At 59.5% G+C, this 19,392-nt stretch carries 12 protein-coding genes and 1 other RNA gene; 6 read left to right on the top strand and 7 right to left on the bottom strand.

Translation table 11 applies throughout. The features are described 5' to 3' along the window. Positions 1 to 60 precede the first annotated feature (60 nt). The 6 genes from lldD to ACIPZ8_RS18565 all read left to right on the top strand — a co-directional run bounded on the left by lldD (position 61) and on the right by ACIPZ8_RS18565 (position 6,098). The gene (lldD, locus tag ACIPZ8_RS18590) at positions 61 to 1,206 is read left to right on the top strand and encodes an FMN-dependent L-lactate dehydrogenase LldD (RefSeq protein ID WP_400726040.1); all 1,146 of its coding nucleotides are present in this window, start codon (positions 61 to 63) and stop codon (positions 1,204 to 1,206) included. Positions 1,207 to 1,281: 75 nt separating this feature from the next. Beyond that, positions 1,282 to 4,092 (top strand): FAD-binding and (Fe-S)-binding domain-containing protein, encoded by a 2,811-nt coding sequence (locus ACIPZ8_RS18585; protein WP_400726037.1) that lies wholly within the window; start codon positions 1,282 to 1,284, stop codon positions 4,090 to 4,092. Between the two features lie 265 nt (positions 4,093 to 4,357). Next, complete coding sequence (locus ACIPZ8_RS18580) at positions 4,358 to 4,648, top strand: hypothetical protein (protein WP_400726034.1); 291 nt, start codon at positions 4,358 to 4,360, stop codon at positions 4,646 to 4,648. Positions 4,649 to 4,750: 102 nt separating this feature from the next. After that, positions 4,751 to 5,142, top strand: a transfer-messenger RNA (tmRNA) gene (gene ssrA, locus ACIPZ8_RS18575). 381 nt (positions 5,143 to 5,523) lie between these two features. Next, positions 5,524 to 5,766, top strand: a complete 243-nt coding sequence (locus tag ACIPZ8_RS18570) for a hypothetical protein (protein ID WP_400726031.1) — start codon at positions 5,524 to 5,526, stop codon at positions 5,764 to 5,766. Positions 5,767 to 5,828: 62 nt separating this feature from the next. Beyond that, entirely contained in the window at positions 5,829 to 6,098 is a 270-nt protein-coding gene (locus ACIPZ8_RS18565) for a DUF3077 domain-containing protein (RefSeq protein WP_400726028.1), read from the top strand. 76 nt (positions 6,099 to 6,174) lie between these two features. Here ACIPZ8_RS18565 and ACIPZ8_RS18560 read toward each other — a convergent pair whose 3' ends face one another. The 7 genes from ACIPZ8_RS18560 to zorB1 all read right to left on the bottom strand — a co-directional run bounded on the left by ACIPZ8_RS18560 (position 6,175) and on the right by zorB1 (position 19,387). After that, positions 6,175 to 9,297 (bottom strand): type I restriction endonuclease subunit R, encoded by a 3,123-nt coding sequence (locus ACIPZ8_RS18560; protein ID WP_400726025.1) that lies wholly within the window; start codon positions 9,295 to 9,297, stop codon positions 6,175 to 6,177. A gap of 182 nt (positions 9,298 to 9,479) precedes the next feature. Beyond that, positions 9,480 to 10,418: a COG2958 family protein gene (locus ACIPZ8_RS18555; RefSeq protein ID WP_400726022.1), complete on the bottom strand. Its 939-nt coding sequence runs from the start codon at positions 10,416 to 10,418 to the stop codon at positions 9,480 to 9,482. A gap of 1 nt (position 10,419) precedes the next feature. Beyond that, positions 10,420 to 11,649 (bottom strand): restriction endonuclease subunit S, encoded by a 1,230-nt coding sequence (locus ACIPZ8_RS18550; RefSeq protein ID WP_400726019.1) that lies wholly within the window; start codon positions 11,647 to 11,649, stop codon positions 10,420 to 10,422. Next, positions 11,639 to 13,372 (bottom strand): type I restriction-modification system subunit M, encoded by a 1,734-nt coding sequence (locus ACIPZ8_RS18545; RefSeq protein ID WP_400726016.1) that lies wholly within the window; start codon positions 13,370 to 13,372, stop codon positions 11,639 to 11,641. Before ACIPZ8_RS18545 ends, ACIPZ8_RS18550 begins: the two co-directional genes overlap by 11 nt. 401 nt (positions 13,373 to 13,773) lie before the next feature. Beyond that, the gene (zorD, locus tag ACIPZ8_RS18540; protein WP_400726013.1) at positions 13,774 to 17,022 is read right to left on the bottom strand and encodes a type I Zorya anti-phage system protein ZorD; all 3,249 of its coding nucleotides are present in this window, start codon (positions 17,020 to 17,022) and stop codon (positions 13,774 to 13,776) included. Continuing rightward, positions 17,022 to 18,647 (bottom strand): type I Zorya anti-phage system protein ZorC, encoded by a 1,626-nt coding sequence (gene zorC / locus ACIPZ8_RS18535; RefSeq protein ID WP_400726010.1) that lies wholly within the window; start codon positions 18,645 to 18,647, stop codon positions 17,022 to 17,024. The genes zorD and zorC overlap by 1 nt, the downstream gene beginning before the upstream one ends. After that, positions 18,644 to 19,387, bottom strand: coding sequence for a type I Zorya anti-phage system protein ZorB1 (zorB1, locus tag ACIPZ8_RS18530; protein WP_110639689.1), 744 nt, complete (start codon positions 19,385 to 19,387; stop codon positions 18,644 to 18,646). The genes zorC and zorB1 overlap by 4 nt, the downstream gene beginning before the upstream one ends. Positions 19,388 to 19,392: the final 5 nt, after the last annotated feature.

Genomic DNA, 19,392 nt, shown 5'->3' with positions numbered 1-19,392 from the left:
GAAAGGGGCCGGGCGCCATCACGCGCCCGGCATCTCCTTCAACCCACGCTGCGAGAATCCATGATCATTTCCGCCTCCACCGACTATCGCGCCGCGGCCCAACGCAAGCTGCCTCCCTTCCTCTTCCACTACGCCGACGGCGGCGCCTACGCCGAGCACACCCTGCGCCACAACGTCTCGGACCTGGCCAGCATCGCCCTGCGCCAGCGCGTGCTGAAGAACATGTCCGAGCTCAGCCTGGAAACCAAGCTGTTCGACGAGACCCTGAGCATGCCCGTGGCCCTGGCCCCGGTCGGCCTCACCGGCATGTACGCCCGCCGTGGTGAAGTGCAGGCCGCGCGCGCGGCGGCCGCCCACGGCATTCCGTTCACCATGTCGACGGTGTCCGTGTGCCCGATCGAAGAAGTGGCGCCCGCCATCGACCGGCCGATGTGGTTCCAGCTGTACGTGCTCAAGGACCGCGGCTTCATGCGCAACGCCCTGGAGCGGGCCAAGGCCGCCGGCGTGAAAACCCTGGTGTTCACCGTCGACATGCCGGTGCCCGGCGCCCGCTACCGCGACGCCCACTCCGGCATGAGCGGCGCGAACGGCCCGATCCGCCGGGTGCTGCAGGCCATGACCCACCCCGAATGGGCCTGGGATGTCGGCGTGATGGGCCGCCCGCACGACCTGGGCAATATCTCCAAGTACCGCGGCAACCCCACGGGCCTTGCCGACTACATCGGCTGGCTGGGCAACAACTTCGACCCGTCGATCTCGTGGAAGGACCTGGAATGGATTCGCGAGTTCTGGGACGGCCCGATGATCATCAAGGGCATCCTCGACGCCGACGACGCCCGTGACGCGGTCAAGTTCGGTGCCGACGGCATCGTCGTGTCCAACCACGGCGGCCGTCAGCTCGACGGCGTGCTGTCCAGCGCCCGCGCCCTGCCGGCGATTGCCGACGCGGTCAAAGGCGACCTGAAGATCCTCGCCGACTCCGGCATCCGCAGCGGCCTCGACGTGGTGCGCATGATCGCCCTCGGCGCCGACATCGTGCTGATCGGCCGCGCCTTCCTCTGGGCCCTGGCCGTGCATGGCCAGGCCGGGGTGAAAAACCTGCTCGAACTGTTCGAGAAGGAAATGCGCGTGGCCATGGTGCTGACCGGTGCCAAGTCGATCAGCGAGATCACCCGCGATTCGCTGGTCCGCGAACTGGGCGCCTGAGCGCCCCTCCACAGTACCGCCTGAATGACCGGGGCATGCCGCGCACCAGACGCTGCGGCCCCGCGAGGAGATTGCATGAGCCTGCCCGTTGCGTTCCTGCGTGATGCCGAGCGCCTGATCCCCGCCGAACGCCGTTTCGACGACCCGACCTCCACCCTGGCCTTCGGCACCGACGCCAGCTTCTACCGGCTGATCCCCAAGCTGGTGGTGCGCGTCGAGTCTGAGGACGAAGTGGTCGGGCTGCTTCAACTGGCCCAGCGCGACCGCGTACCGGTGACCTTCCGCGCCGCCGGCACTAGCTTGTCCGGCCAGGCCATCAGCGACTCGGTGCTGATCGTGCTCGGCGATAACTGGAACGGCCGCGAGATTCGCGGCCAAGGCGAGCAGATCCGCCTGCAACCCGGCGTCATCGGCGCCCAGGCCAACGCCTGGCTGGCCCCGTACGGGCGCAAGATCGGCCCCGACCCGGCCTCGATCAACGCCTGCAAGATCGGCGGTATCGTTGCCAACAACGCCAGCGGCATGTGCTGCGGCACCGCGCAGAACACCTACCACACCCTCGCCGGCCTGCGCCTGGTGCTGGCCGACGGCACCCGCCTGGACAGCGAAGACCCTGCCAGTGTCGCAGCCTTTGAAAACAGCCACGCCGACCTGCTCGCAGCGTTGGCCCGCCTGGGCCGCGAAACCCGCGCCAACACCGACCTGGCCGACCGCATCCGGCACAAATACCGGCTGAAGAATACCACCGGCCTGTCACTCAATGCGCTGGTGGACTACGACCAGCCGCTGGATATCCTGCAGCACCTGCTGGTCGGTTCCGAAGGCACCCTGGGCTTCATCAGCGCCGTCACCTACGACACCGTGCCCGATCACCCGCACAAGGCCAGCGCGCTGCTGGTATTCCCCAGCGTGGAAAGCTGCTGCCGCGCCGTCACCGTGCTCAAGCGCCAGCCAGTGTCCGCCGTCGAACTGCTCGACCGCCGCAGCCTGCGTTCGGTGCAGAACATGCCGGGCATGCCGCTGTGGGTCAAAGGCCTGTCGGACAACGCCTGCGCCCTGCTGATCGAGTCCCGGGCCGCCAGCCAGAGCCTGCTGCACGAACAACTGCAGTTGGTGATGGCCTCGATCGCCGATTACCCGCTGGAGCAGAAGGTCGACTTCAGCGAAGACCCGGCCGTGTACAACCAGCTGTGGAAGATCCGCAAGGACACCTTCCCCGCCGTCGGCGCCGTGCGCCAGACCGGCACCACGGTGATCATCGAAGACGTCACCTTCCCCATCGAACAACTGGCCGAAGGCGTCAACCGCCTGATCCAGCTGTTCGACAAGCACCACTACGACGAGGCGATCATCTTCGGCCACGCGCTGGAAGGTAACCTGCACTTCGTCTTCACCCAGGGTTTCAACAGCGCCGAAGAAGTGGCCCGTTACCAGGCCTTCATGGACGACGTCGCGCAGCTGGTGGCCGTCGAGTTCGGCGGCTCGCTCAAGGCCGAGCACGGCACCGGCCGCAACATGGCACCGTTCGTGGAGCTGGAATGGGGCCATGACGCCTACCAGCTGATGTGGAAGCTCAAGCGCCTGCTCGACCCCAACAGCATCCTCAACCCCGACGTGGTGCTGAGCGAAGACCCTGACATCCACCTGAAAAACCTCAAGCCGCTGCCCGCCGCCGACGAGATCGTCGACAAGTGCATCGAGTGCGGCTTCTGCGAACCGGTCTGCCCCTCCAAGGGACTGACCCTCAGCCCACGCCAGCGCATCGTCATGTGGCGCGACATCCAGGCGAAGCAACGCGCCGGCATCGACACCCGCGAGCTGCTGCAGACCTACCAGTACCAAGGCATCGACACCTGCGCCGCCACCGGCCTGTGCGCCCAGCGCTGCCCGGTCGGCATCAACACCGGCGAGCTGGTAAAGAAGCTGCGCAGCCAGGCCGCCGATCACGCCAAGGCCGCCGACTGGCTGGCCGAGCATTTCCACACGGCCCTGGGCGGCGCCCGCTTCACCCTGACCGCCGCCAACACCGCCCGCAAACTGCTTGGCGCCCCACGCCTCGGGCGCCTCAGTGCAGCACTGAGCAAGGCCAGCAAAGGCCGCCTGCCGCAGTGGACCCCGGCCATGCCACAGCCGCTGCGCACGATGGAATTCGGCCCGGCGAGCAACGACGCTCGCCCCCGCGTGGTCTACCTCGCCGCCTGTGTTTCACGCGTGATGGGCCCCGCCTACGCCGACCGCGAGCAAAGTTCGTTGCTCGACAAGACCCGCGCCCTGCTGGAGAAAGCCGGCTACCAGGTGGTGTTCCCGGACAACGCCGACAGCCTCTGCTGCGGCCAGCCGTTCGCCTCCAAGGGCTACCCCGAGCAGGCCGAACACAAGCGCCAGGAACTGATCAACGCCCTGCTCCACGCCAGCCGCGGCGGCCTCGACCCGATCTACTGCGACACCAGCCCGTGCACCCTGCGCCTGGTGCAGGACCTGGGCGAAACCCGGCTGGACCTGTACGACCCGGTGCGCTTCATCCGCACCCACCTGGTCGACAAACTGGAGTTCACCCCCCAGGACGAACCGGTGGCCGTGCACGTGACCTGCAGCACCCAGCACCTGGGCGAAAGCCAGGCATTGATCGACCTGGCGCGCCGTTGCAGCAAGCAGGTGGTGATCCCGGAAGGCATCCACTGCTGCGGCTTCGCCGGCGACAAGGGCTTCACCACCCCCGAGCTCAACGCCCACTCGTTGCGCAGCCTGAAGGATGCGGTGCAGTATTGCAGCGAAGGCATCTCCACCAGCCGCACCTGCGAAATCGGCCTGTCCAGCCACAGCGGCATCGACTATCACGGCCTGGTCTACCTGGTCGACCGCGTCACCCGCCCGCGCTCAATCTGAGCGATACCTGTAGGAGCGGCCTTGTGTCGCGAACGGGCCGTAAAGCGGCCCCTCGATTTCAGCGCAAACGCGAAAACCCCGGGGGCTGCAGTGCAGCCCTTTCGCGACACAAGGCCGCTCCTATAACGACCGCATTGCCCGAACAATGGCAACATCCCGCCACACACCACCCTATCGCCAAGCCATCACCCCGATTGAACCCCCGCCAAAACCCAACAGTCCACCCTTACAGGCCCACCTTCCGCGGCCATAAAAGGAGACACCCATGAAAGGTACCGCGCTTTCGGCCCTCTTCGCGGCCGCTACCCTCCTGGCATCCCCGGCCTTCGCCGCCGATGACCTGTGCACCACCAACCTGCAGAAGATCGACGACAGCATGGCCACCGCCGGTGCTACTTCCGAAGGCCTGGACAAGGCCCTGACCGAGCAGGTCGACAAAGCCAAGGCCGCCCAGGCGTCAGGTGACACCAAGGGCTGCATCGCCATCACCAGCAAGGTGCTGGAGCGCCTGGAAAAGACCGAGAAAGGCGGCGGCGCGGCCGGCAGCGGTGCTTGAGCCCTCGCAGCGCGGGCGACAGGACCGGCTGTCGACGTCGCCCGCGCAATGGCGTATACTCCACCTCACGTGCCGTAAGGTGCGTTAGCCAAGAGCTAGTGTGGGGCCGATCAGGATTCGACGCCGGTAGCGAAACTCTAGGTGCATGCCGAGTTGGTAACAGAACTCGTAAATCCACTGTTGCAACTTTCTATAGTTGCCAATGACGAAAACTACGAGGGCTACGCTCTCGCTGCGTAAGCAGCTGAGCCCGCTCTCCTGGTAGCTTCGGCTCCAGCAATCATCAGGGGATGCCTGTAAACCCGAAATGATTGTCATACAGAACAGGATCGTCGTGTAGCACGTTGGGGGCAAAGCGACTAAAACTTACCCAACTCATCCAAAGCACCCTGCCCGTCGGGCGGCTGCGGATTAAATCAGTAGACACGGCTAAGCATGTAGTACCGACAGCGGAGTACTGGCGGACGGGGGTTCAAATCCCCCCGGCTCCACCAAATCCAAAAAAGAAGACGCCTTAGGGCGTCTTTTTTTGTGCCTGGAATAATCTGCTCCACCTGCTTAGGCGTTACAGATTGTTTCGAAATGCAGCGAAAAAATCAGATTTAACCCCTTTCTTGTAGGGCATTTCCCAAAGATACTCGCAGCCATTGTGGTGTTCCGGGCTAGGTACTAGTGTCGGTCTGTCGTTGCCAAGCAACGATCGGCTTTGACAGGCCGCCCTGAACTAACCACATGGCTTTGCCGTTATGGCAGCTGTCCATGGGGCACCTCGTGTGCGCCGGTTTGGTCTGTTCCCGGTCTGTCAACCCATGTACAGCTGCCGCCTTTCTGTTTGACAGCAGACGGTCGTGGCCCCAACTGAACAGGCCTGCATAATGCTGAAGATAGTCCCCGATCCACCCCACCTCCTCCACTCCCTGGAAGACACGCTGATGATGGCCGCCGACTACGCGCTCTGCGCAGAAGCCGTCGCCCAGCAGGCAATGCTGATGCAGCCCAAGTCACCGGTGTCGTTGCTGATCATGACGTCAATGCACGAGCTAGACAGCTTGCGCAAATTGCTCGAAACGGCGCTGGCCCAGATCCAGAGGCCTGCCGATCCGCAGACGCTGCACTGATCCGTATCATGATCTGCCTGGCCAGCGAGGCCAGGCACCTACGACTTCAGGGAGATCAAACAATGGCTACTGAAGAAACCAGATTCACCGTCGGCAAAACCACATTCTTCCAAGGTGAAAACCAGACCCATCCATTGTTCCGCATCGAAGCCGGCATCCCTTGCCAGGCCGCCCGCGAACAAGCTTCGGAACTGATGGGCTACGTTCGCGACCTGTCCATCGACGGCCTCATGGAAGACAAACCCCAGCTACTCTGGGCCTCGCACTACCTCTGCGCCCTGGCCAAGGCCCTGCTGGATGACGCCGAGTTGGGCATGGCAAAAACGCCTTGAAATAACCCCCGCAGCCGCTCTATACAGAAGCGGCCTTGCGTCGCGAAAGGGCCGCAAGGCGCCACCGAACTAAAGCTTACAACCAAGCCTCGCAAAGCGTTTCCGCCTGGTTGAGGATCAGCTGGGCCGCTTCCTCGGCCTGATCCGGCGGGTACTTGTACTTGCGCAAAATCCGCCGCACCAGAATGCGCAGTTTGGCCCTCACGCTTTCACGACTGCTCCAATCGACACTGACATTTGCCCGCAGGCTGGCAGTCAACTCATGGGCGATTTTGGCCAGGATCTCATCGCCCAGATCGCGCACCGATGCCTCGTTGGTCGCCAAGGCATCATAGAACGCCAGTTCGTCATCGTTGAGCCCCAAAGCATCGCCACGCTGGCTGGCGGCGGCGAACTTCTTGGCCATTTCGATCAATTCCTCAATGACCTGAGCGGTTTCGATCGAGCGGTTCTGGTAGCGTTTGATCACATTGGCTAGTAGCTCAGAGAATTTCTTCTCCTGAGCCAGGTTGGTGCTGTAACGGCTTTTGATCTCACCTTCGAGCAAGCGCTCCAAAAGCTCCACTGCCAGGTTCTTCTCCGGCAGGTTGCGCACTTCTGCGAGAAACGCATCATCGAGCAGACCGATGTTAGGCTTGTCCAAGCCTACCGCGTCAAAGATGTCCACCACCTCACCGGAGACCACCGCATTGCCGATGATCTGGCGGATGGCCAATTCACGTTCTTCGTCAGTCTTTTTCTGCTGACTGACTTCACGCTTGATCAGGATCACCTTGATTGCCTGGAAGAACGCCACTTCCTCGCGGACGGCCTTGGCTTCATCCAGAGTGCAGCACAGGGTAAACGCCTTGCTCATGGCCAGTGCGTTGTCGGCAAAACGCTTCTTGCCGTCTTCCAGGCCCAACACATGGTTGGCGGCTCCAGCCAGCAGCTTGTGCCCGCCGGTGAGAAAATCGCTGTAGTCGAAGCCATGCAGCAGGCTACGCAGGACGTCCAGCTTCTCCTCCAGCACCGAGTAGGCCTCATGGGCATCCACGGTAGGTCGGCCCTTGCCCTTGCTGCCGGTGTACTCCTTGAGGGCAGCTTTCAGCTCATTGGCGATGCCGATGTAATCCACCACCAAGCCGCCCTGCTTGTCCTTGAATACGCGGTTAACCCGGGCGATCGCCTGCATCAGGTTGTGGCCCTTCATTGGTTTGTCCACGTACAGGGTGTGAACGCACGGCGCATCGAAGCCGGTCAGCCACATGTCACGAACGATCACCAACTTGAGCGGGTCGAGGGGGTCCTTGAAACGTTTTTCCAAGCGTTTTTTGACCTGGCCGGAATAGATGTGCGGCCGTAGCAAAGCCTTGTCCGAGGCGCTGCCGGTCATGATAATTTTGATTGCGCCTTTCTCAGGGTCTTCGTCGTGCCACTCCGGACGCAAGGCGACAATCTCGTTGTACAGGTGCACACAGATCTCGCGGCTCATGGCCACCACCATGGCTTTGCCGGGCATCTGCCCCACACTCACCATGCCCTGATTCCGTTCCTCGAAATGCTTGACCAGGTCAGCGGCCACGCTATGTACACGTGGTTCTGCACCAACCACTCGTTCCAGGGCGGCCCAACGGGTTCTCAGCCTGGCCTGCTGGTCGTCCTCCTCATCCTCGGCCAGTTCATCGACCTGCTCGTCAATCGCCGGCAGCTCGCTTTCCTTCAAGGACAGCTTGGCCAGACGCGACTCGTAGTAGATGGCAACGGTCGCACCGTCTTCAGTGGCCTGCTGCATGTCGTAGACGTGGATGTATTCACCGAAAACCGAGCGGGTGTCGCGATCTTCGCTGGATACCGGAGTGCCAGTGAAGGCCACGAAAGTGGCGTTCGGCAGCGCATCGCGCAGGTGCTGGGCATAGCCCACCTGGTAACGGGTTCGGCTTTCGGCGGCCTGCAGTACCTCCGAGGTTTTCAGCTCGGCACCAAATCCGTACTGAGTGCGGTGCGCTTCGTCGGCAATGACCACGATGTTCCGGCGATCGGACAGTACCGGGAAGGTATCTTCGTCCGCACCTGGCATGAATTTCTGGATAGTGGCGAAGACAATGCCGCCGCTCGGCCGATTGTTCAGTTTGCGGCGCAAGTCACCGCGAGACTCAACCTGGACGGGCTGTTCGCGCAGCAGATCCTGGGACAGCGAGAACACCCCGAACAACTGGCCGTCCAAGTCGTTACGGTCGGTAATCACCACGATGGTCGGGTTTTCCATTGCTGCTTCCTGCATCACCCGAGCGGCGAAGCAGGTCATGGTGATGCTCTTGCCCGAGCCCTGAGTGTGCCAGACCACCCCGCCCTTGTGGCTGCCGCCGGGGCGCGAGGCGCTGACCACCTGCCCGATGGCAGCGCGCACAGCGTGAAACTGGTGGTAGCCGGCAATCTTCTTCACCAACCGGCCGTCATCCTCGAACAGTACGAAGTAGCGCAGGTAATCAAGCAGCATCGGCGGGGCCAAGGCACCGCGCACCAGGGTCTCCAGTTCGTTGAACTGGCCCAACGGGTCAAGAACCTGACCGTCAATGGTGCGCCAGTTCATGAAACGCTCGGCATCGGCGGACAGCGAGCCCATCCGCGCTTCGCTACCGTCAGAAATCACCAGGATTTCGTTGTACTGGAACAGGTCCGGGATCTGTTCCTTGTAAGTCTGGATCTGATCGAAGGCTTTGCCCAGGTCGGCCTTCACATCCGCCGGATTCTTAAGTTCCAGCAGCACCAATGGCAGGCCGTTGACGAACAGGATGATGTCCGGACGCCGGATATGTTTCGGCCCCTTGATGCTGAACTGATTGATGGCCAGCCAATCATTGGCCTTTACATCGACCCAGTCGATCAGGCGCACAAAGTCGCCACGGGTTTCACCGTCCTTTTGATACTGCACCGACACACCGCTGACCAACAGGCGGTGGAACAAGCGGTTGGCCGACAGCTGAACCGGCAGGCCCAGCTCCTGCACCTGCTTGAGGGCATCCTCGCGTGCGGCCAGCGGCACCGTGGGGTTGAGCTTGGCGATGGCGCTGCGCAAGCGCTCTGTAAGGAGCACCTGGCGGTAGTTGTCACGCTCCGGGTTCTCGCCGTCATGGGCGATAGTCGGGCCATACACATGGCGGTAGCCCACCTCTGCCAGCCAGCCGAGGGTTTCCTGTTCCAATTGGTCTTCGGTCATTTCACTTCACTTCCTGTGTCCCGCTCCCCGTCCACCTCCGCCCCGATCTCGACAATGCTCGGCAGGTTGCGGCCCAAGGGTTCGGGCAATACGTGTAAAAGTTGGTATCTGCCGGCACCGACGGGTTTGTCGATACCAGCTAGCGCGTATTCGGTCACCATCCGTCTAGCAATAACGCGTCATCACTCGTTGGCCTCCCACTCCCTGGCCGCTATTTCGCCAGTCTGATGGAAGCGCCGTACCCGGCCCAGAAACTCGGCAAAGTCAGCATTTTCTGCCGTCAGGCGGTTGCACATGTCCCAGTCGACTTCACTGCGTTCGCGGGCCGGGATCAGAATCTGGCTTTCCGTGGGACTCTGAACGTCAAGCTGAATCACCCCAATGCCATGCGCAGCGGCGAGCATGCGCAATTCTTTGAGAGTGCCGTCGCCCTCCACCGTGGCGGCTACCAGGTAGCCAAAATGCGCCCAAGAAGAGTTGGACACGGCCTGGAAGAAACTCTTGCGCGCATTGGAGCGGTTGAGCAGCAACTTGACTTCGAATGACCACAATCGAGCTCGGCGATCGCCCAACACACGGACGCAGTCACGCAAATCTGACGTCCAGTCGGCCGTCAGGTCTTCCAGACCGACCAGATCTGGATGCAACCATTCATTGCCCCCGATACCAGCACGGTTGGACGAACGTTTTTCGTTGATCCGCATGGCGTACACACGCTGCTCGTCGGTCAACAAGTACTCCGCCAAAAGTGGATAGAGCGCATGCTCACGCAACGGCGCTTGCTCAGGTAGGTCTGACGCTACGAGGGCGACACCTTCAGCCGCCGCCACCTCGGCGTTGGCATCCAACTCCGACCAGTAATAGTGACGTGGCCGTCCTTCGGTCGTTTTTAGTTGCGGGTGCATCTGCTGCCAGCGCGGGCGTGAACCCGAGATCTCCGCCACCAGTTGCTGCACCAGATCATCGTCAGTCTTGATGTAGCTGGCACTACCAGCCTTCTTGGCCGCGCATTCGGCCGGAAACTCCTCAAAAATCCATTGCGCCAGTTCGCGGGCGGTCTGCTGGGTATCCGGCAGGCTTTGCAGGCGTTCGACGACGCGTTGACGCAGATTCAGCGACATATCAGACAGCCTCCGACAACATGGCTTCGACGGAGGCCTCCATTTCCGGCAGGCGCAGCTGGCCGGAGATCAGGCGAGGAAGCAAGGTATCGCGGAGCTGGGTGAGGGTACGGGCTTTCTCCGCATTCACCAGCCAGCGTTCTAGGAGTGGTTCAATCAATACCCCTGCATTGCGAAGCACCTCGGCGGGAGGGACAACAACCTTAGCCTCTGTTAGGTGCTTTCTCTGAATGTGCCCCATCGTGGTCGCCTTGCTGGCAGCTGTATGTTGGAAGTCAGTCAAGTGCTGACGCGTCCAGAGGTAGTAGAACCATTTCGGAAAGTCATTAGACGTCACTTTGAAAAGATGCTGGTTCAGGGCGCCTTCACCACCACACCAAATCACAACCTCAAGGCTGCCCGACCATGAGAACAGGACATCACCGTCCTGAATTATGTATTCGGGGTTTATGTTCCTGCCCGCTCTATCCGCACCAATCGTATCGCCTTTACGTAGCTGGGCTATTTTGATGACTGGAAGCCAGCCATCTTTCGTAGGCGGGAACCTCTGCAGTGCCAAACCATTTAAGTAGTTGGCAATCGAATCCAAGCTGCGGACCATCCATCCCCTCGGGACCAATCCTAACTCTGACTCTTCAAAGCTATCCGGAAAAAGCGCCGTGGTTGTCGCATCCATACCTTCGGGCTCGAGCCCTTCCGCCTTGGCGCGTACCGGGTCGAAATTGACAAACCAAGATTTGAACAGCGCCTGGGCGATGGCTTCTAAGGTGACATTGGTTTCGCGGAGCAGCGTGATACAGTCGTCCAAACTACTAAGCAGATCGGCAATACCTTTTTGCTCGACTGGCGGAGGAACAAAAATAGATACAGGGTATAGATTGTTCCTATTCAGCGACGGTTGAGCACTGCCGGAATTGAACGCAGAAAAATCAAATGCCTTCATGAAATAGAAGACAAATTTAGGAAAGTTCCCTTTAAAATCGGTAACGTATAAAGCAGTATTCAAAGGCCAGTAATCGTGGTCTGTGTATGCTGCCACTCCAAAAGATGCACCACTTCGACCAACTGTCACACCGGGAGCTTTCGCTCTAATAGTATCGTGATAGCCCGTGATGCCGAATGAGCCGAGTATTGGGACTGAACCAGGCTTTCTCTCTTGATCTGGCAGGTCATGGCCACGCTGGATTGCAACGAACTCTCCGAATGTAATTTCGCGCCAATCAGAACTCATAACCCAGCCCTCCCAGCTTCTGCCGGATCACCTGATCTAACTCGGCGCCCTTGGCCACTTGCTCGCCCAGCAGTGCGGTGAGGTGCTGCATCTTCTCGGCAAAGGCTTCGTCGTCATCCTCGATGGCCTCAGCGCCGACATAACGACCTGGGGTCAATACATGGCCATGCTCGGCAATCTCAGCGAGAGGCACGCTGCGGCAGAAGCCAGCCACATCGGCGTATTCGCCGATTTCACTTCCCTCATCCAACGGTACCCCGCGCCAGTTAGCAACAGTCTGGGCGATACGCTCGATGTCGCTATCGAGCAGCTCGATCTGCACCCGGCTGATATTGGTGCCGAGCTTGCGCGCGTCGATAAACAGCACCTCGCCAGGGCGTTTGGCTTTCTGCTTGGCCAAGAACCACAAGCAGGCCGGGATCTGCGTGTTGAAGAACAGCTGGCCCGGCAACGCGACCATCACCTCGACCACATCGGCTTCGACCATCGCCTTGCGGATCTCGCCTTCCATATTCTGGCTGGAGCTCATCGAGCCGTTGGCCAGGACGATGCCGGCACGACCGCTGGACTTGAGGTGGAACAGCATATGCTGCAGCCAGGCGTAGTTGGCGTTGCCTTGCGGCGGCGTGCCGTAGACCCAGCGCGGATCGCCGTCGAGGCTGCCATGCCACCAGTCACTAACGTTGAATGGCGGGTTGGCCAAGACGAAATCGGCGCGTAGGTCACTGTGCTGGTTGCGCACAAAACTGTCGCCTGGCTCTTTGCCGAGGTTAAAGTCGATGCCGCGGATGGCCAGGTTCATTGCCGCGAGGCGCCAGGTGGTCGGGTTGGACTCCTGGCCGTAGATCGACACGTCGCCCAGCTTGCCGCCATGTGCCTCGATGAATTTCTCCGACTGTACGAACATACCGCCGGAGCCACAGCATGGGTCGTAGACCTTGCCGTGATGTGGGTTGAGCACGGCCACCAGGGTTTTGACAATGCTGGCCGGGGTGTAGAACTGTCCGCCCTTTTTGCCTTCGGCACTGGCGAATTGGCCAAGGAAGTATTCGTAGACCTGGCCGAGCAGGTCGCGGGCGACATTGGCGTCGCCGCCGAAACCAATGGTCGAGATCAGGTCGACCAACTCGCCGAGCTTGCCATCCGGCAGCTGGACGCGGGCATAGCGTTTGTCGAGGATGTTCTTCAGCGACGGGTTTTCCGCTTCGATGGCGGCAAGCGCCTCGTCGATGCGTTTGCCGATGTCGACCTGCTTGGCGGCGGCCCGCAGCGACTCCCAGCGGGCCGCTTCCGGTACCCAGAACACGTTGACTTCCTTGTAGTAGTCGCGCTCTTCCAGCTCCTCAGCCAGGTATTCGGGATCGTCACTGTTCAGGCAGTACTCATCCGTGGCGTCGGCAAAGCGGCGCTCCAGCTCGGCACGGCGGCCGGCGAAGCTGTCGGAGATGTACTTGAGGAAGATCAGGCCGAGCACGATGTGCTTGTACTCAGCGGCGTCCATGTTGGCGCGCAGCTTGTCGGCGGTGGCCCACAGGGTCTTTTCCAGATCCTGCAGGGTGCTGCTGGTGGCGCTGACAGCGGCCTTGCGCCCGCGCTTCTTTTTCGCCGGTTCCGACTCTGGCTCGGCCCCGGCTGCGCTCGGCGCCAAGCGGGTGCGGGCCTGCTTGAGTGCCTGTTCAGCGAGACTGCTGGCGGCCTGTTCGGTACTCTTTTGATCCGACATAGACTGATCCCTACATACGACGCAGATGAATTGCGCGGTAAAAAATGAAATCCCGACCACAGAGGCCCGGACGAAAATAGCTGCATGATACCGGGGCAGATAGTTGCCAGTTCAACTTCCTCGGCATCGGCACCATGGCTGCTTCAGCATGCGCGACCGACGATGCCAATTTCCGCGCACAATAGGCCGTTGAGCTGTTAGCGCCAAGACTGGACGTGCCCACAGGTAAACAATCCAGGCAGACTCCGCTGGCGACACTGCGCTAGACATATCTCAGCTGGCTGAAGCGCCCCCATTTGCAAATGCTGCCTTGAACAACCTGTACACATAATTGACATGTCGCTGAGCATAATACCCCGCCGACCCCGAAACCCTGAATTAATGCACTTGCGATTGCAGCCTCACTGCGCACCTAGTAACGCCTCAAAGTCCGAAGCCTGAAGCTCCGAAGCCCCGCTCAACATATCTCGCGCCAACGCCCGCCGCTTACTCAGCAGCTCATCCAGCGTCGCCTCGAACGTCGGCATCGCCGCATCGCGAACCGTCGGGTAGTACACATACACATCCTTCTGCTGCCCAATCCGATAGGCCCGATCGGTCGCCTGATCTTCCTTGGCCGGGTTCCAGCACCGCGTAAAGTGAATGACGTGGTTGGCGGCCTGCACGTTCACCCCGAATCCGACGGCGATAGTGGACAGGATGATGACGGCGAAACCTGGCAGCTCCTGGAATTGATCGATCAGCCGCTGCCGGCTATTGGCGCTCTGACTGCTGGTGCTGGTATCGCCATTGATGACCGTCGCCCGAAAGCCGAAATGCTGCTGAATCGCGTGCTGCAGTTCCCGCTGAATATCTCGCAACTCGGTAAAGACGATGACCTTGTCGCCGTTGCCGGCCCGTTTGATCGACTCGAGCGTCTGCATCAGCCACTGAAGCTTCGGGGAGTTGTCGCGCAAGCGCGTGTCTGGCTGAACGCTGTAAGGGTGGGCGCAAATCAGCTTGAGCTTGTGCAGCAAGCCGAGCATGCCGGAGGTCTTTTGATCGAGCTGCTCTTCGATCTGCTGCTTCTGGCTGTATGCGGATATTTCGGACAGATACAGGTTACGCTGCAGGGCATGCATGCCAAGTGAACGGCATGCTGTGTCTTCGATCTTGGCCGGCAGGTCCTTGGCGATATCCTGCTTGGTCCGCCGCAACGTCTGCGGTTCGATAAGCCCACGCAGGCGTTCCAACGCATCCGTATCACGCTCCAGTGCGGCCTCGATGGGGCGCTGATAGTCGCGACCGAACTGATTCAAACCACCAAGGAATCCTGGCTGAATGAAGTCGAACAGGCACCAGAGATCGATCAGGGTGTTCTCGACCGGCGTACCGGTACACGCCACTCGGAACCGTGCGGGGATGGCTTTGATCGCCTGAGTCACCAGTGCTGCGGGGTTCTTCAACTTCTGAGCTTCGTCGCACACGACGATGGACCATTGCTGGCGCGCCAGGGAAAACTCCTGGTCACGCAGTGTCTCGTAAGTCGTCAGAACAATTCGGGCATCGCCCATCCAACCTGGGCGCAGCAGGTTCTTGATGCCCTTGGCTTTCAAGTCCGCTGGGATTTCATCTTTCTTGAACTTCACTGCACTCAAGGCTGAGCCATACAACTTCAATACAGGCAGCGCATCAGCAAAGAAGAACCGGTGAAGCTCTCGCTCCCAGTTATCGAGCAACGAAACCGGAGCGACGATCAGTGTTGGCTGATCGTTTGGGTACTGTTCCAAGTACCAGACCAGGAAGGTGAGCAACTGGATCGTTTTCCCAAGCCCCATGTCATCCGCGAGCAAGCAACCCGACACGTCCGCGGGGGACAAGCGGAACAAATGCTGCAACCACGCCACGCCTTGCATCTGATGGTCACGAAGAACGACTTCAGGCTTGAGCAAACCAGGCAAACTTGGCGTTGCATCCAAAGCGGCTCGTAACGCTGCTTGACGTACCTGTACGTAAGTCGGCTCGTCAATGTTGTGGCCGATTTGCAGTACGGCGCGGCCAACTTTCTCCCGTTGCTCAACCTGGCCGGTCTCGACAGGTGCAATCTTCTTCGACCAGGCATCCAACAGTTGCTCTGCTGCAGTAATCGAGAGTGGTGTTTCGGACTCTGGCAAACAAACCGTGTCATCACCAGCAGCGCGTGCTTCATCCAGCCGCTGCCCAAACGCTTCAAATTGAGCACGATCGGAAGGATCCCACCGACCCAGGATTTCTGCGTCGATGCCCAGCGCTGCCACATCTTTCGGCAACCAGTTCTCGGTCGCCTCTTTGACCAGGAAAGGCGACGTAATTCTTTCCGCTTCACCAATGCCTGTCACACGGTCGCCGTAGAGAGAAAGGTCCAGGACCGATTCAAATTCGATTCCGGCCGCTTCATTTTGCCAACGCTTGAGCAGGTCATTGATGCCTGCCATCTGGCGCAAATCAAAATCGCTGAGCTCCAGCTCATAGCCCTGCCAGAAGCCCGCAGCCATGCCGGCGGCCAACTTCAGGTGCAATTCATGCACCAGTGGCGCGAACTCATGGGCCGCTTTGAACTCAATTTCGATGGGCGCTTGCGGGGTTGGAGAAATCGGTTCGAGCGTCAGTGTTACCTGCTCGATACGCTGGCCCGCTTCATCCAGTTTGGGTTCCAGATGGAAACGATGAAAGAAAATGCCCGCGTCGGCGAGCTCGTCTTCATAGGCGTCGGCATCTAGCACTTGCGCGGCACCTTCGCCGAGTGTGCTGTAAGGATTACGGACGAATGAAAGGGCATCGTCACCAGCAACCCGACGCCCGGGCAAAGAACGCACGTAGTCCAGTACCGATTTGACTTCAGGCTCAATCAGAACATGAGTCAGCGAGCCATCGTCACCCGTTACCCGGTATCGATCCTGAACCTGCTTGGCACCGTCAAAACTCTCAAGCCAGTTAGCCGGCTGGCCTTCGAAGCTCGGTTGCAACTCGATAACCGGTGTGTCGCCTAACGTCGACTTTCGCGGGTTGAGCCGCAGCTTTTCGGGTTTGATAACGACGGTCTTATCCAGGAAGCCATCCATACCAGCGCCAGCCTTGCGCGCCAGCTTTCTGATGCTGGCCCAGCCAACCTGGTTGGTTACTTCACCGGGCTCATTTTGTTGTGCCAGATAAAGCTGTCGTACCGCACCGGTCAGTTTCCAGGACGCCTCAGGCAGAAGTTCTGTGGCTCCCTGATATTGAACGATGGCGCCCGTTCGTTGCACTTGCACATTGGCATTGGACTGCGAATCGCGCCAGCCACTGATAGAGACCTTGAAATCGTCGGAGGCAAGGCTGCCCTGGCTGCTCAATTGAGGGATGAGGGCTGTCAGCGGCGGCAACCCCAATAGCGGCAGGCTTGTTACGTGCTCGGGCTCACTCAGCAGCCGGTAGAGCTCATCCCACGTCAGTAGCCATCGATCGCTCAGCTGGGAGACGAACTCCTCTTCTTCCAGCTGATCAAGATAACTGGCCAGCGACCAGGACTCGGTATTCTCCGCCAAGCTCAGGGGATAACAGATACCCTGCTCCTCAATGGAAAAAGTCGGCTCAGCCTTTTCTGCTGCCGAATTCGGCTGCAGGCCAATGCCTTTGAGGAAACGCTTGAGCATCACTCTCTCCAGAACCGTAGTGGCTTATTGTTCTCGGGCTTGAAGCCCAATCGCCGGAGGGCGATGGTTGCAGCCTGATCGTTTTCTTCTAGTTGAATATGGATTGCACCGCCCTGCGCACGTCGATCATGGAGCGTGTGTTTAACTGACCTCATGGACTCACGAAGCTGATAGTCAAACGACAGCAGTCTTGAAGTGGCTGGCTCTACCCCCTGGCTTTGAATACGAATGCCCAGTCTCTCTAGGGTGTCATCGAACTTGATCAGCCATCCCTCAACGCGATCTGAGCGGCTCGGAGCCGGGAAGTGACGCATCCACTCTATTACACGATGGCGCTGCTTAATTTCGGTAGCGAGTCCAAGCTGGGACTTCTCTGGATCAAACGGAGCTTTGTCTGCCTGATACACATAGCAGGCGCCCATTCCCGAGAACTCCACGAAAAAGTAGTTCCCGATCTGCATGACGACAGCGTTGTTATGACCAGCTGCGCCTATCAGCCGGCCAAGACGCCCTTTGTTCTTCTCACGGAAATGAGCAAAGTCTCGACCTTCGTTACTCCAAGCATCCGAGCCCATGATGATTCGGGTGTAGCTCATCTGGTTGGCAAACCGCAGCCAGTAGAAAAGGCGTGACTGGTCGACGTCATCATCGCCCTTCAGCAGGTTGAAGAAGTGTTCCAGATCCTCCTTCGCAAACCACGCTACAACCATCGCACAGACATCTTTATCGACATACCGCAGCCAGCTGTTTTGTCTGGAGCGGATCTGCGGACTCCCCCAATTGTCGAGCGCGAGCTGTTTGAGCAGCGACGATGGTTTCTCTCGATAAGCTGCCAAGTGGTAGCGCGCCAGGCATGCACTCAGAATCTGATTCATGTACCCCTGGTGCTGCCGGCCGATGTCGACCAAATCGGCCAGACGCTGAGAGAACTCAGCGTCATCCAACAAGAAAATACGAGAAACCAGTACGGTAAAAATCCTGTTCCACAGCCAACTTTTGTCTGGGATCTGCGCAATCGTCTGCAATGCCGAAAGGTCACTGATCTCACCGTTGAACATCTGCTCACCCAGCGTGGCACCTGCCTGCTCGGAAAAAAGCTCCTGATGTTGCTGAACGATCTGCACCCACTCCTTCACACGCTTCTGCTGGTCTCTGACACATTCGAAACCGAGCTGAACGTCTTCACGCAACAGGCACCAATTGGCGTTCTGCGCAGGCGTAGCAGAGTCGTAGCCAAAGTAGCTGAAGCACAGCGCTAACCAATCACGGCGGCTCAGCTCTCGATTCTCAATGCGCTTATGGACTTCTTGATGCACTCTCGCGTAAAGCTGGTCATCGTCAAGTATCGGTCCGACGCGCTCACTTTTGTCTGAAAGGCCGGCGAACACCAAGCGCCATTCCGAAGCATTGAGTGGCAGTACATTGCGAAACTTGCTTATCGCAGCACGGCGCTTTTCCTCGGGTGGCGGCAAGGCTTTTTCAGCGCGCTCGAATCGCTCGTAAAGATCGACTCCCGCAGCAGCCAGGCGAGGGAAACGCTCCAACGGTTCTGGGGCCTGCACCGTGCGATGAGCTGACAGGCTTTGGCTAATGGCGGCGGAAAGCCTCGCGATCGAGCTGGTCATCGGTTCATCGCCAACTGACATTTTTCCACGTCAGTGTTAGTGAATACCGGCACATCAGGCTTGAGATTGCCTTCCTTCTCCTTCAAGCCAAAGAACTGCATACGCAACTCCACTCGCCGGCTTTCTTCCTTGGTGTCCTTCGCATTGTTGAACGACACGCCACCCGCCAGAAACATCGATCTGATCTGCTGCTGATGCTCCGGCGACAATCCGACCTGGAGCGGACTGCGACTATCGAGCAGGCTGCACATCACCCACTCCGAACGCTGCAATGACAGGTGCAAGTTATAGAGGTAGGAACCGTCCGTGTCGGTCGAACCTTCGATCACAACCTGTTTGAACCATTTACGCCCCTCTTCACTGTTGGCTGCGTCCAGAATCATCGGCACGACCTCTTGAAGAGCCGATTGGCCATCGTTGCTCAGCGCGTACTGGTTATGCCCAAAGCGGCCAGCATCGCCGAAGCTGATCCGGTTGTCCTTGCAGTCCACGACAATGGTCTTGCTGGCAGTCTTCGCCTTGAGGCTCAGGTGCTCGCAAATCTGACTGATGTCCTTGCTACGCTGCTTCTCTCCCTGTTCTGCCTGGTTGATCCGCTGCGTCACGGAACTCAAAGCTGCCACCATGACCACAAGAAACAGAATCATCATCGCGGTCATCAAGTCAGCGAAGGAAATCCAGAAAGGCTTCTCTCCCTCATCCTTTGAACGGGCAGCCGAAGGCATTTGCTTACCAAACATCGACT

Source organism: Pseudomonas sp. NPDC089422, from assembly GCF_044749405.1.
GTDB lineage: Bacteria > Pseudomonadota > Gammaproteobacteria > Pseudomonadales > Pseudomonadaceae > Aquipseudomonas.
Note: the sequence above shows the minus strand (reverse complement) of the source record. Positions and strands in the feature narration are given on the sequence as shown.